Here is a 14505-nt window from a genome sequence, read left to right on the forward strand (position 1 = left end):
ATGCTAGTTAGAAATCCAGAAAATTTAAATAGCTGCACCTACAAAAATATATATATAAATATTTATTACTGTTTTACTATATCAACTATTTTATTGCTCAAATAAACGCATTGCCAGCAAACCATGTGCCATGGTTGCGCCTGCTTTTACAGAAGCTGAAATTGAAATTAATTCTGCTAATTCTTCTTCACTTACTCCTGCTTGTTTTGCTCCTTTAATATGGACATCAATACAATATGAGCATTGTGTAGTGAGTGCTACGGCTAAAGCAATTAACTCTCTTGTTTTTATCGGAATATTTCCTTCTCTGCGTTTGATGGTTTTATGGTCAAAATCTATAAATGCCTGTGTTTCTTCGGGTGCATATTTTAATAATGCAGCCGTGTATTTAAAATCATTGCTTGATTGATATTGATTAGTCATTTTATCTCCCAGTTTAAATTTAAAACTAACATTCCTGATAAATTCTCTGCGAAAAGAACAAAGCTATTATGTTGTCTATAAATTATTGAATTTAAATTTTTATAAATTAATTTTTTCTTTTACCATTAATCTGGCACGGTGTAAGCGACTTTTAACTGTCTCAACTGTGATGCCAAGCTTTTCAGCAACTTCCGGCGTGGAGTACTCCTGAATATCTCGCAAAATCAACACCTGCCGGTAAATCAAAGGTAAAGAAATAATTGCATTAGTTAGATCTATTTTAAGATCGATATCTGCAGAAGATGCAGACAGCTTATCAATATCTGCCCGGGCTTCAATGTTTTTGGATTGTCTGACTTTAAATAAACGATAACATTCTCGTTCTATAATTCGAAATAACCAACTTGTAAAAGAAGAGATAGTTTTCAGCGTACCGATTTTTTTATGTAACTGCCATAATGTGAATTGCACAGCATCTTCAACATCTTCTGTTGTGGAACAAGTTTGTCTGGCAAATCTTCTGATGTCAGGTTGACATACTAACAATAACTGATTAAGTGTATGTGTATCACCCAGACAGGCACATTTAATGAGTTGCTCTCTGTTTTGTTTCATTTTTTATCCACTGTATCCTGCTTAAAATTAATGCTGAATAAGCCTGAATAAATATCTATTTTTATCAACATATCTGTATAGAGTGCTAAATATACAGAATGGATTCAAAAATTTTGATTAAATTTTTAGAACGAAGTTTATTATTCAGACTGAATTGGAAAAATCTAATATTGAATGAACATTGATTATTAAAATTTTTTTATAAATATCTGATTAAAAATAAATCTGAGAGAAGATAATTGATTATGTGGTTTGACCGAAATGCGGCTAATATCAATTTTTAAATATTCTATTAATTTATTGAGATAAAAAAATTAATCTCGAAGAAGAAAATAAAATATAAATTATTTTAGATAAAATCTGAATATTTTTAATATTCAATTCAATTATTAAAAGCCCGATTAAAAATTTCAGGTATAAAGCGCAGAAATAACTTGGGGCTCAATTAAACAGATATTATATTTATGGTCAAAACTATTATATTAACAAATAAATAAAATTGGATAGCAATGGTGAGTATAGAGCGATTATGCTATACTGCGTGCCATTCAGAGTATTCTTAATCGGAAGCCAGTATAGCTCAGTTGGTAGAGCAGCGCACTCGTAACGCGAAGGTCGTAGGTTCGATTCCTATTACTGGCACCATAAGATAAAATTAAATCAATTAGTTACAAATATTTCGTCCCTAATCCGTGACTATTAGTCTATTCACAGCAGCTACTTTTAAACCTAATTGTTCAGCTTATAGTATATCTATATTTTTGATTTATGCCATTGTATCAAAATCAAGTAAATACGATATTTGCAGCATTATTGAGTGATTTGATGCAAATAGATTAAGTGCCAGCAAATCTTATTTCTGGCACTATGATGCAGATATTATAAAAAACAAATAGCAAGCTTTATTAGAAATAAAACCTAAACTCGAAGGTAATCTATTCCGTTTTATTCAAACGTGCATAGCGTTGCGCCAGTACTGCACAGATCATTAGTTGTAACTGATGAAAAATCATCAGTGGTAATAACATAATGCCTACTATGCTGGCAGGAAAGAGTACATTGGCCATGGGTACGCCATTTGCCAGACTTTTCTTAGAGCCACAAAATACAATAGTAATTTCATCAGCACGGTTAAAGCCCAATGAACGGGCAACCAGTGTATTAATGCTGATAACCAGAAACAGAATCAACAGACTCAGAATCACAATCATACCAATTGAGCCTAGATTAACTTTGTGCCATAGTCCTTCAACAACAGCATCACTGAATGCTACATAAACGACTAAAAGAATCGAACCGCGATCAGTCCGGTTTATCCATACTTTATGTTTATGAATCCAATTTGCAATTAATGGTCTGGCCAGATGGCCTAAAACGAACGGCAGCATTAGCTGTAATAAAATCGATTCGATAGCAGCTGTTGTGTCCACGCTGTTGCCACTGGTGGGCATCATTAGACCAACCAGTACAGGTGACAGGAAAACGCCCAGAATACTGGAAGCAGATGCACTGCATACTGCTGCTGCAACATTTCCGCCGGCAACAGAAGTAAAAGCAATTGCGGACTGTACTGTAGCCGGTAATGCGCACAAATACAGAAAGCCCAGATACAGTTCGGGAGAGAGCCAATGGGGAACCAGTATACGCAAACCTAAACCGATTAGCGGAAATAAGATAAATGTGCTGCAAAATACAACTAAATGTAATCGCCAGTGTCTGATACCTTCTGTAATTGCCTGCCGTGACAGCTTTGCGCCATGCATAAAAAATAGTAATGCAATGGCAACTGTGGTCAGATAACTAAAAAATGTTTTTGTGCTGCCTTGACAAGGCAAAACAGTAGCTGTACCTACAACCGTTAACATTGCCAGCAAAAAGGGATCTATATAAAATTTTTTAAGCAGGTTATTCATTGGCAACAACCAGTTTGTGCTGAGTTTGTGACAAAAGTCATCATTTTAGCTTAAATGGTTGAATAAAAAACAGCCGGTGATTAAGTTAAAAAATTTAATTTGATTTTAAAATTACTTTTTAAATTTAAGAAATCTGGAAAAAAGTATTAAACGAAATTTAATAACGACTATTTGTAGTGTCATTCAAAACAGAGTTAAATTTATTCTATAAAATCCGGGAAAATTTACTTTAGACAATCGCTTTAATCATAATAAAACCGGATAAACATACTTATCCGGTTTTATTATGATAACTGTTAATTTAAAAAAATGAGTTAAGTCCCAAAAATATCAATACAGATAAAACTGCAGCAGAGGGCAGGGTAATCACCCAGGCCAGTGCAATTGGTTTCATCAATTTCCAGTTGGCATTACGATTAACCAGTCCGATACCCAGAACGGCACCAACCAAAATATGTGTACTGGATACCGGTAGCCCCATCAGTGTCGCCAGCATTACAATAGCTGCAGAGGAAAGCTCTGCTGTAAAGCCGGATGCTGGATGCATTTTGGCCAGATTTGTACCAACAGTCTGGATGACTTCTTTGCCGATAAACCATAAACCAACAATCAGTGCCACACCAAATGTTATCATCACTGGAGCCGGAATCATGGCATTGGCATCTATACCAATATCACCGGTACGGATAATATCCATAATGGCGGCAAACGGGCCAACCGCATTGGAAATATCATTAGCGCCGTGACTAAAAGCAAAGCCGGCAGCCGTAAATACCTGCATCCAGCTGAACATCAGAAAAGTTGATTTGCTTAAATCTTTGCGCCTTAAGGTTTTGGCGTAAATGAATGTGGCCATCCAGATTAGTGCGCCGATCATGATGATTAACAGGAAATTGGTAATCACAGATAAACCAAGATGCAGATTAGTCAGCCCTTTAAATAACATCATAGCGGTAATCATCATGCCGCCACAGGCCGAAATTAAAGGTACCCAGCTATGCAGTGCTTTAAATGCGTCGATGTTGTTTTTACGGCTTTCGATATTTGCCAGGCCTTTATAGTAATCTGATTCTAGCTCTTCGACACCATAATCAGGATCACTGTAATTTTCGGCATCACGGGCTATAGCAGAGGAAATGCGAATTTTCTCGGTTTCGCTTAGCTTTTCAAACCAGATTTTGTGTTTTTCTTTATATGCTTTTTTTTCCTGCTTAATTTCTTTCAGTGCTATAACCATCCGGTCGTTGTAGTCCAGTACATGCTTTTTTATCTGGCTGAACAGGATATAAGAAAACGCACCTCCTAAAACAGGTGAGATAACCCAGGACAGACCAATTTCTGCCATTTTGTTCCATTGGATTAAATCTAAAGCGCTGCCATTACCCGTTATCAGATATCCTAGACATAATCCGCCACCTACCAGTCCGCCTATCAGAGAGTGCGTCGTTGAAACCGGTAAACCTTTTTTGGAGGCAATTAACAGCCAGATTGCCGCAGCCAGTAATGCTGCCAGCATGACATTAATACATTGTGAAGGTGTTAAATGCATGGCACCAAGGTCTATAATACCGTGACGAATTGTTTTTGTTACTTCGCCACCGGCAATGACTGCACCAGAAACCTCAAAAACAGCCGCTATACCCAATGCTTGCGGTATTGTAAGGGTTCCGGCACCTACACTGGTACCAAAGGAGTTGGCAACGTCATTGCCACCAATGTTAAATGCCATGAAGGCACCAAACAAAGTGGCAATAACAAATAATAATGGAGAATGATGGTTGGTATACCCAAGCCCCCAATAAATAAAGTATGCAATTGTGCCGAATAATAATGCAGCAAAAGTATAATTAACCTGAGTGATCAGGGGAGAGCGAACAGAGGATGTGTCTGAGGCCATAATATATTTTTAAAAGTGGAAAATTCAGTACAGACACTTGCAAACGTTATTGTGTGTATGCAGTGCTGCGTGAAAAAACTATCATTATAAAGATTTTTATTTCAAAAGGAATATTTTATGTATGCAAAATCGTTTTTACCTATAGTTGCTCCGCTGAAATTCTATACTGTTGTTCCTACTGCGGATTGGGTGGCGCGGATGGTCGATGCAGGAGTCAATACTGTACAGCTGCGTAATAAAACTCAGATTGGTTCAGCATTGTACCGTGAAATTCAACGCAGTGTCGCTTATGCAAAAGATACGCATACGCAACTATTTATCAATGATTTCTGGTGGGAAGCTGTAGATTGCGGTGCGTACGGGGTGCATCTTGGACAGGAAGATTTGGACAGTGCTGATTTAGTAATGATTCAGAATTCAGGCTTAAGGCTGGGGGTAAGTACACATTCATCAGCAGAGCTGAGTAAAGCATTAGCAGTAAAGCCAAGCTATGTAGCCTGCGGGGCAATTTTTCCTACTACAACCAAAACTATGCCTACTGAACCTCAGGGACTGGACAAATTAAAGCAATACGTTATTCAAGCCGGAAATACACCTACAGTTGCTATTGGTGGAATTGATTTAAATAATGCACGCGATGTACTGGCTACCGGTGTAAGCTCTCTCGCTGTAGTTCGTGCTGTTACTGAATCATCTGATCCTGAAAAAGTAGTAAAAGCCTTTCAGGCGCTTTGGGATAAATAAAGATTTACCAGTCGGTCTGTAAACTAAAGTAGTTTTATCTGGGTGAGCAGGGATTAGTTAGAGCACAGATAATCGCTGTATTAGGTCTGTTTGTAGAGGTAATGCCTGATGTCAGTAAAGTATTAACTGCCGAAATTGCTAACAAGCAGAGGATATAGGCTATACTCGCAGCACTTTTATCTGATTGACTGATAATCGATTGCTGCCAAAAATTATGTCAAAAATTTTTCTTTCTGAACCAAAAACTTCTAAACCGGCAATTGGTGTTTTATTGCTGAATCTTGGTACACCTGCTGCACCAGAACCTCAGGCTGTACGCCCGTATTTACGCGAATTTTTATCCGACCAGCGTGTAGTCGAATTACCGCGTTTTTTATGGCAGTTAATATTACGCGGGATTATTTTGCCTGTTCGCGGACGTAAAAGTGCCCACGCGTACAGCACCATCTGGCAGGAAGCCGGTTCCCCTTTATTGACTGGAACACAACTACTTAGCGCTTCTTTAGCCAGTACTATGCCAGACGGTGTTATTACTCGTTTTGCTATGACCTACGGACAGCCCAGCGTAATTGATGTTATGCAAGAAATGAAGCAGCTTGGCGTGCAGAATTTACTGGTGTTGCCGTTGTATCCGCAATATGCGGGTTCCAGTAGTGGTGCTGCACTGGATCAGGTTTGGCGGGTAATGCTTAAGCAACGTGTACAAATGGCAGTACGAAGTATCACCGGCTTTTATGCAGATAACAATTATATAAAAACACTGGCCAGACATATTCAGACATACTGGCAAAAGCATGGCAGAGGACAGTGTTTATTAATAAGCTTTCATGGTATACCAGAGGCTCAGCATCAGGCTGGCGATAGTTATGTTGAGCATTGTAAAACCACGACCCGTTTACTTACTGAAGAGCTTGGGCTGCAATCAGATGAATACCGGCTGGCATTTCAGAGCCGTTTTGGCTATGCGCCCTGGGTCGGACCAAGTACTCAGGATTTGCTTATCCAGCTTCCTCAGGCCGGAATCAGCAGACTTGATGTCGTATGTCCGGGTTTTGTTACCGATTGTCTGGAAACACTTGAAGAAATCAATATTCGCGGTAAAGCAGACTTTCTGGCGCATGGCGGAAAACAGTTTCAGTATATTCCCTGTATGAATAGTGAGCATGAATGGGTTGAAATACTGGCTGCGCTTGTGAAGCAGCATTTACAAGGCTGGCTGTAAATTACACAAATATAGAAACGGATAATAAAAAAGCCATAGTGTAGTATCACTATGGCTTTTTCAGCAGCTTATTTAATTGGCCTCTGCCTGGGGAATAATGCGTGCAATCAGTGCATTATCTTTGCCAAGCATCTGTGGAATTTTTACTTCAATTCCGTTTCCGGAAGCCACTTCTACCGGATAGCCCTTACGTGTCATTGCTTCAAGGCGGATAATCTGATTACCGCCCGGATGAATAATTTCCAGCTGGTCACCAAGGCTGAATTTATTTTTTACCTCAATGGTTGCCCATCCTTCAGAATCAACAGCTGTAACTTTGCCTACATACTGACTTTGTTTTGATAAAGAATGTCCGGAAAGGTAATTCTGGTACTCTTGTGTCTGATGCCGTTCCAGAAAACCAGTGGTATAACCCCGGTTGGCCAATCCTTCGAGTTCTGCCAGTAGGCTATAATCAAAAGGTTTACCTGCAACTGCATCATCAATAGCACGTCGGTATACCTGTGCTGCCCGCGCTACATAATAGACTGATTTAGTCCGTCCTTCTACTTTTAAAGAATCTACACCGATTTCTGCCAGTTTGGCGACTTGTTCTACCGCGCGTAAGTCTTTGGAATTCATGATATAGGTGCCATGCTCATCTTCCATTATAGGCATCATATCACCAGGCCGGTTTGCTTCTTCAATCAGATAGACTTTATTTGCCAGCGGGTGACGTTGCTGGTCATTTAAGCCATATAATGCATTATCAGCCAGACTTTTCGCCTGATTAAAGTTAAAATCGGGTAATAATTGAGCATCGCCGCTGTCGCTATCAGCCGTATTGTGTACTTTATAATCCCAGCGGCAAGCATTAGTACAAGTACCCTGATTAGGATCACGATGATTAAAATAACCGGAAAGGAGGCAGCGACCTGAATAGGCAATACACAAAGCTCCGTGAACGAATACTTCCAGCTCAATATCCGGGCATTGCTGCCTGATTTCGGCAATTTCATTAATACTGAGTTCGCGTGACAGAATAATACGTTCTATGCCGATGCTCTGCCAGAACTGTACCCCCCATGCATTGGTGGTATTAGCCTGGACGGATAAATGAATCGGTATTTCCGGCCATTTTTCACGCACTTTCATAATAAGACCCGGATCTGCCATAATCAGCGCGTCTGGCTGCATAGCAATAATCGGTTCCATATCGGCCAGATAAGTTTTCAATTTTGCGTTATGTGGCAAAATATTACTGGCCAGAAAAAATTTTTTTCCGCGTGCATGTGCTTCAGTAATACCCTGTTCCAGTACTGGCAGATGTGCAAATTCATTATTACGTGCGCGCAGAGAATAACGCGGTGTGCCGGCATAAACAGCATCTGCGCCATAATCAAAGGCTGTGCGCATCCGCTCCAGTCCACCAGCGGGCAATAATAATTCTGGTGCTTTCATGGGTATTTAAACTTTCCTGATTATTTCGAACACATTCAGGCAGCCGGCTTTGAAATAGCCGGCTGCCTGAAAAATATAGTCTATATTGTTAATAGAATTATCCGCTTTTTCCTGTATATGGTCAATTGCATGCCATAACCGGCTATAATTGAAAAATCTACATCTGACATAAAACGGCTATGTCTAATAATCGCATCAATCATCAACCTGCTTTCTTGCTTACCTCCCGTCCATGGAGTGAAAGCAGTCTGCAAATTGAAGTATTTTCCCGGGATTATGGCAGAGTAGTGATGCTGGCGCGCAGTGCGAGGCGCCGGCAAAGTGAATTGCGAGGTGTACTTGTTCCTTTTGTGCCGCTACAGCTATCCTGGTATGGGAATAATGAACTGAAAACTCTGCACCGGGCAGAATGGATAGGCGGCTGGCCTCAGCCTCAGAATCAGGCGTTATTCAGTGCCATGTATGTAAATGAGCTGGTACTAAAACTAACAGCCCGGGAGGATCCATTACCTGATATTCACGCGGCACTACATACCGTACTACCACATATTTCAAACGGCGAACACTTATCTGCACTGCGTTATTTTGAGTGGTCATTACTGCGTGCTTTAGGTATTGCTCCTGATATTAGTCAGGATAGTCAGGGGAAGGAGATTATTAATCATGAACGCTACTGGCTGCGCGCCGAACATGCTCCTGTTTTATTGATGCAGGCACAGATGTTAGCGCAGGAAAATGGTATTGTTGTTCACGGACACACTCTGAATGCATTAAATAACCGCTCACTAGCTGAACAGCCTGAATGGCATACCGAGGCCATACGGCTGACACGTATGCTTCTGGACTTTCGTCTGCCTGGAGGTATTCTTAGCCGGCGAGTATTAAAACAATTGCAGCAATATACTGGATAAAATGCAGGTTATAGATGGTTTTGATTTGATCCGCTTATTTCAGATGTGTGGAAATTATAAATTTTTACAAGGGTTTTTGTTATGTTGACAAAAGGGTGGATTTAAAGTTTGAAATAAAAACAACACTAATTAACTGCAAAGCCCGTGTATTATTTTCAAATTATATTAAATCATTTATACTAAATTTAGCTAAATGTTTACATTTATTTGGTTTACTAAAGCTATTTGAGCTTTGGGCATATTGTTTCAATGTCAAGTGGTAACACTACCACTGACAGCAGGGTGAGGGTGATGAAATTCATCGCTTTATCCTGTGTGAACAATATCATAAGGTATATTTCACATAACGTGTGGCTTTTTTATAAATTGCATTCGTGCAATTTCAATGTGGTGGTGGGCAGTATCGATGGGCCACTCTTAGCCCCCATCCCTTGATTTTGAATTTCATTCTGCAGTTTATGTATACCTAAAATGCCAAAAAAACATAATCCATATAATAAAACATTTTTTTCATGGTTTAAAGACAGGTCGTATTTACATTTTGATAAACCTTTAACTAAACCCGTATTGCGAAGAAAAAAAGATGTTTATCAGTTGCAAGAAGGTGTATTAAAAAAGAATAAAAGTATACTTAAAAAAATTTTTAATTCTTATATTGGTGCAGATATATCCACTAGTCAGAATAATTATTCAAAAAAAGTTGCAAAGCATCAATTTCTTCCGTTTATTCAATACGAAACTAAAGTTCGGAAAGCATATTCACTACCTGAGAATAAGTCCGTTATTTGTCGTAAAGACAAAATCAGATATATTGCATACGCATCGCATTTAGATAGTTTTAACTATTCTTATTATGCTGATTTATTGAATAAAAAGTACGAAGATTTCCTCGAAAAAAATAAATTGTCCGAAAACGTATTAGCTTTCAGAAAAATAGAAATAGCTGGTAGTGCAGGTGGTAAATCCAATATTAATTTTGCAAAAGAGGCTTTTGATGTAATTAAGAGCTTTAAAAATTGCTCTTGTTTATGTTTTGATATTAAATGATTTTTTGATAATTTAGATCATGCCAAGCTTAAACGGGCCTGGCAAAAGCTTTTGGGCGGGGAAAATTTACCAGATGACCACTATGCTATTTTTAAAAGTATTACACGTTATTCTTATGTAAAGCTGGATGATGCTTTATCTAATTTAAATATTTCTAAAACTATGTTCAGGAAAAAGAAACGAAAGGTTGAGGGTAAATATACTGATTCCAGATTATTGTCACTTTGTTCAAATATGGCAGAATTCAGAGAAAAAATTGTCAAAAATAATGCAATAAGGGTTAATTATCATAAAGGAATTCCTCAAGGTTCCCCGATAAGCGGAATTGTATCTAATCTTTATATGAGTGATTTCGATCTAGCATGTAAAAATTTTTTGAATGAGAAAGCTAAATATTTTCGATATTGTGATGATATATTAATTATAGCTCCCGAAGATAATTTAGAACTGGTAGAAAATATTGCTAATTTTGTAAAAGAAAAGATTTGGGAACTTAAACTGGAAATTCAGGATAGTAAAACCGAAAAATTGATTTTTAATACTTGTGCAGACGGAACGCTTAAAATTCAGTCTGTTGATAATAGCGGAAAAGGATATCTGCAATATTTAGGATTTATTTTTGATGGACAAAAAACACTAATTCGTCCAAGCTCTATATCAAGATATTATAAAAAACTAAGGAAATCTCGTCGATTAGCTGAAAAATCACAATTAAAAAATAAATCAACGATTTTATTCAGAAAAAAACTATACGAGCGGTATTCACATTTAGGTAAGAAAAATTTTATTTCATATACTTATCGTGCTTCAGAAATAATGGATGAAGCCAGAATTAAAAAGCAGGTGAGAAGACATTTCAAGTATATAAGTAATAAAACCGATATAGAAAAAACTAATATAATAAAAACAAATGATTAAATAAAATGGGTGGATGATATTTTTGATTAAGTAATCAATTGGCAAAAAATTAGAGATAGATCACTGTATTTTTCATGCAAATAAAAAATGCTTAGAAATTTTTCTAAGCCTTGATTTCATTGGTCGGAGTGAAAGGATTCGAACCTTCGACCCCTTGCACCCCATGCAAGTGCGCTACCAGACTGCGCCACACTCCGACTTTGTAAAGGAAGCGATTATAAAAGTAATCGTATTACTTAGCAAGTACACTATTCAGGTTATCTACTACTTTTTCAATTTGCTGACGGGTTTCCAGTGCATTAATGACAGGGTTACCATCAGCATCTACCTGATTACGTGTAAATGGGTCTATATATGGTGTAAAGCTGTCGCGCAATTGTCTGACTTTAATCACATCAGCACGGGTATAGTGCTTACCGCCATAGCCTACAATAATGCCATGTGTCTGTTGCCAGACAGGGAATTGCTCGGCACTGATGTCTGCAAGGCGGCATAGCTCTTCGAGGGTAAAATACCGCTGTGCTGGTATGGGTAACAACTACTTAGGCTTGTTTTCCATTATAGTGATCAACCATACCTTTTAATTTTTGTGATGCGTGGAAAGTAACAACGCGTCTGGCAGAAATAGGTACTTCTTCCCCAGTTTTTGGATTACGTCCCGGGCGTTGCGGTTTATCACGCAACTGGAAATTACCAAAGCCGGAAATTTTAATTTGTTCGCCCTTTTCAAGAGTACTGCGAATTTCTTCAAAGAATAGTTCAACAATTTCTTTGGCATCATGTTTGCTCATGCCGGCAACTTTTTCAACCAGGATATCAGCAAGTTCAGCTTTTGTCAGCGTCATATCAGAATTTCTTTCATTAAAGAGGGCGTTATTATCCCTAAATTAGTTTTTGTTTTCAAGTATGTAAATTTTTTAGCCAGGCAAATTGCCTAGTTTGAATTTTTTAAGTACGTAATTGTGCACCAATTGTGGCTGCTGTATCAATGAGTTTTGTCATTATTTCTTCAACTTCTTCATCAGTTAAGGTTTGTTCTGTACTTTGTAAAATAATTTTGACTGCCAGACTTTTCGTATTTTCCCCCATACCTTTACCGCGATAAACATCAAAAACAGATATTTCCTGAATGGCTGGATGTTTCACAGTAGACAGCACATTGATCAGCTCTTCAGCAGTAGTTTGTTCGGAGATGATAAAGGCCAGATCACGCCGTACTGGTTGGAATTTAGATACTGGCTGATAAGTAATCCTGGCTTGTGCCAGAACAGCACTTAAATCAAGCTCAAATAAAATAGGCGACAAGGGCAGGTCGTATTTTTGTGTCCAGCGCGGATGCAATTCACCAATAACACCAACTACTTTATTATCAATGATAATCTCAGCAGTTCTGCCCGGATGAAGTGCAGGGTGCTGTGCTGCACGATAATTTACTTTATGCGCACTTAACAGGCCTGCAACATCATTTTTGACATCATAGAAATCGGTGTTGCGAGTGGGTACTGCCCATTGCTCAGGATACACAGAACCATAAGCCAGACCGGCAATTTTTGTGGTTTGTGTATATTGCTGGTTTTGTTTTTGAAATACACGGGCTACTTCAAATAATCTTACTCTATTTTGTTTACGGTTCAGATTATTATGTAATATTTCAATCAGACCGCCAAACAAGGTAGATCGCATAACGCTGAGCTGACTGGCTATCGGATTTTGTAAACGAATCGGATCAGTATTACCGGCCAAATCGCGTTCCCATGCTTCTTCTACAAATGCGTAGCTGACTACTTCCTGATAGCCGCTATTAGCCAGTTGATGGTAAACACTAAACAGTGGCTTTTGTGTTTCCGGCAAAGCTACCATGTTCAATTTGCCATTGGTATGATCATTGGGAATATTTTCATAACCATACACACGGCCAATTTCTTCTATCAGGTCGGCTTCGATTTCAATATCAAAACGGAAGCTGGGTGAGGTAACGATAAAGCCATCTTCACAAGCTTGCGGCTCCAGTCCTAAATGCTGCAAGATGATGGCAATTCTGGCTGAATCAATGGCAACGCCTAATACTTTTGCTACTCTTGCTGTACGTACTTTTACCTGTTTAACTGCAGGCAGATTACCGGTTGCTTCTGTAATTGCACCAATTTCACCACCACAGATTTCTTTTATCAGCGTAGTTGCCCGTTCAATAGCTTGTTGTTGTAAATTAAAGTCTACTCCGCGTTCAAAACGGAATGATGAATCTGAACCGAATCCATACTGCCGTGCTTTTCCGGCAATGATATCCGGGGTAAACCATGCGCTTTCAATCGCAACATTACGCGTGCTGCCTGTTACTGAGCTGTCAACACCACCCATTAATCCGGCAATACTCAGAACTTGTTTTTCATCAGCTACTACCAGTGTGTTACTGCTTAGGGTTACGGTTTTATCATTGAGGCATTCCAGTGTTTCACCTTCATGGGCACGCCGCACGATCAGTTTGCCGGAGATTTTATCTTCGTCAAACATATGCATTGGCTGGCCCAGCTCAAGCATGACATAGTTACCTATATCAACCAGAGGATTAATGCTACGCAGGCCACTGCGTTCGAGCCGCTGTTTTAACCATGCAGGTGTTACAGCATTAATATTAATTCCGCGAATTATCCGGCTAATAAAGCGGCCACAGTCTTCTGGTGCTTCGATGATGACAGGCTGGCTGGCATCCAGTGTTGATGGATTAGTAACAATCTCTATTGGATTTTGTGGTTTCTGGGTTAAAGCACCTACCTCACGTGCTATGCCTTTTATACTCAGGCAGTCTGCTCTGTTAGGTGTGATTTTTAAGGTTTGCAGAGCATCATCCAGATTGAGATAATCGCGGATATTATTGCCGACTGGTGCATCGGCAGGTAGAATCAGTAAGCCGTTTACTTCATCTTGTAAACTTAATTCTTTGGCAGAACACAGCATTCCATTAGAGACTTGTCCGCGCATTTTTGTTGGTTTGATTTTGAAATCACCCGGTAAGACAGCACCAGCTAATGCACAAGGTACTTTGATTCCCGGTTGTACATTAGGAGCACCGCAAACGATTTGTATCAGTTCTCCTGTACCGGCATCAACCTGTGTAATATTGAGACGGTCTGCATCCGGATGTTTGATTACAGATTTAACTTCGGCGATGACCACCCCATGAAATGGAGGGGCAGCCAGGGTGGTTTCTTCTACTTCCAGTCCGGCCATGGTTAATAAATGTGCCAGCTCTTGTGCAGATAATTCAGGGTTAATCCATGAATATAACCAATTTTGAGAAAATTGCATGATGCTTCCAGTATATATTCTGTTTCGGTTTAATCCAAAAGTTCGGAGGCTGATTCAGGCATGCTCAGT

Annotated in this window: 13 protein-coding genes and 2 tRNA genes; 6 read left to right on the forward strand and 9 right to left on the reverse strand. The window is 39.0% G+C overall.

Translation table 11 applies throughout. The features are described from left to right. Nucleotides 1-90 precede the first annotated feature (90 nt). Together H3T84_RS02530 and H3T84_RS02535 are read right to left on the reverse strand one after the other, a co-directional pair. Entirely contained in the window at nt 91-423 is a 333-nt protein-coding gene (locus H3T84_RS02530; RefSeq protein WP_198217673.1) for a carboxymuconolactone decarboxylase family protein, read from the reverse strand. 99 nt (nt 424-522) lie between these two features. Beyond that, nucleotides 523-1038, reverse strand: coding sequence for an RNA polymerase sigma factor (locus H3T84_RS02535; RefSeq protein ID WP_198217675.1), 516 nt, complete (start codon nt 1036-1038; stop codon nt 523-525). A 569-nt stretch (nt 1039-1607) separates the two neighbouring features. Between H3T84_RS02535 and H3T84_RS02540 the strand changes: the two genes are divergently transcribed. Then, nucleotides 1608-1683: transfer RNA gene (locus H3T84_RS02540), tRNA-Thr, on the forward strand. 290 nt (nt 1684-1973) lie between these two features. On the opposite strand, the gene H3T84_RS02545 is transcribed toward H3T84_RS02540, so the two are convergent. Both H3T84_RS02545 and H3T84_RS02550 read right to left on the reverse strand, forming a co-directional pair. Next, complete coding sequence (locus H3T84_RS02545; protein ID WP_025330957.1) at nt 1974-2951, reverse strand: bile acid:sodium symporter family protein; 978 nt, start codon at nt 2949-2951, stop codon at nt 1974-1976. A 301-nt stretch (nt 2952-3252) separates the two neighbouring features. Then, nucleotides 3253-4848, reverse strand: coding sequence for an inorganic phosphate transporter (locus tag H3T84_RS02550; RefSeq protein WP_198217676.1), 1596 nt, complete (start codon nt 4846-4848; stop codon nt 3253-3255). Nucleotides 4849-4965: 117 nt separating this feature from the next. Between H3T84_RS02550 and thiE the strand changes: the two genes are divergently transcribed. Continuing rightward, on the forward strand, nt 4966-5592 hold the full coding sequence (gene thiE / locus H3T84_RS02555) for a thiamine phosphate synthase (RefSeq protein WP_198217678.1): 627 nt from the start codon (nt 4966-4968) through the stop codon (nt 5590-5592). A gap of 214 nt (nt 5593-5806) precedes the next feature. Beyond that, nucleotides 5807-6814, forward strand: coding sequence for a ferrochelatase (gene hemH, locus H3T84_RS02560; protein ID WP_198217680.1), 1008 nt, complete (start codon nt 5807-5809; stop codon nt 6812-6814). Between the two features lie 72 nt (nt 6815-6886). Here the strand turns inward: hemH and yegQ are convergent, their stop codons facing one another. Beyond that, on the reverse strand, nt 6887-8254 hold the full coding sequence (gene yegQ / locus H3T84_RS02565) for a tRNA 5-hydroxyuridine modification protein YegQ (protein ID WP_037392134.1): 1368 nt from the start codon (nt 8252-8254) through the stop codon (nt 6887-6889). A 179-nt stretch (nt 8255-8433) separates the two neighbouring features. Here yegQ and recO point away from each other — a divergent pair, with 179 nt between their 5' ends. From recO to H3T84_RS02580, 3 genes are all read left to right on the forward strand, one after another. Beyond that, a complete protein-coding gene (gene recO, locus H3T84_RS02570) occupies nt 8434-9165 on the forward strand; it encodes a DNA repair protein RecO (RefSeq protein ID WP_198217682.1) in 732 nt (243 codons plus the stop codon). 471 nt (nt 9166-9636) lie between these two features. Beyond that, entirely contained in the window at nt 9637-10212 is a 576-nt protein-coding gene (locus tag H3T84_RS02575; protein ID WP_198217684.1) for a hypothetical protein, read from the forward strand. Between the two features lie 51 nt (nt 10213-10263). Further along, a complete protein-coding gene (locus H3T84_RS02580; RefSeq protein WP_198217686.1) occupies nt 10264-11130 on the forward strand; it encodes a reverse transcriptase domain-containing protein in 867 nt (288 codons plus the stop codon). 120 nt (nt 11131-11250) lie between these two features. Here the strand turns inward: H3T84_RS02580 and H3T84_RS02585 are convergent. The 4 genes from H3T84_RS02585 to pheT form a co-directional block, all read right to left on the reverse strand. After that, nucleotides 11251-11327, reverse strand: a tRNA-Pro gene (locus H3T84_RS02585). A 35-nt stretch (nt 11328-11362) separates the two neighbouring features. After that, entirely contained in the window at nt 11363-11668 is a 306-nt protein-coding gene (locus H3T84_RS02590; RefSeq protein WP_198217688.1) for a hypothetical protein, read from the reverse strand. A 4-nt stretch (nt 11669-11672) separates the two neighbouring features. Continuing rightward, entirely contained in the window at nt 11673-11975 is a 303-nt protein-coding gene (locus tag H3T84_RS02595) for an integration host factor subunit alpha (RefSeq protein WP_025330518.1), read from the reverse strand. Nucleotides 11976-12078: 103 nt separating this feature from the next. Continuing rightward, nucleotides 12079-14436 carry a phenylalanine--tRNA ligase subunit beta gene (gene pheT, locus H3T84_RS02600; RefSeq protein ID WP_198217696.1) on the reverse strand — a complete coding sequence of 786 codons (2358 nt, stop codon included), beginning with the start codon at nt 14434-14436 and terminating at the stop codon, nt 12079-12081. Nucleotides 14437-14505: the final 69 nt, after the last annotated feature.

Source organism: Snodgrassella sp. M0110 (genome assembly GCF_016101465.1).
Classification (GTDB): Bacteria; Pseudomonadota; Gammaproteobacteria; order Burkholderiales; family Neisseriaceae; genus Snodgrassella; species Snodgrassella alvi.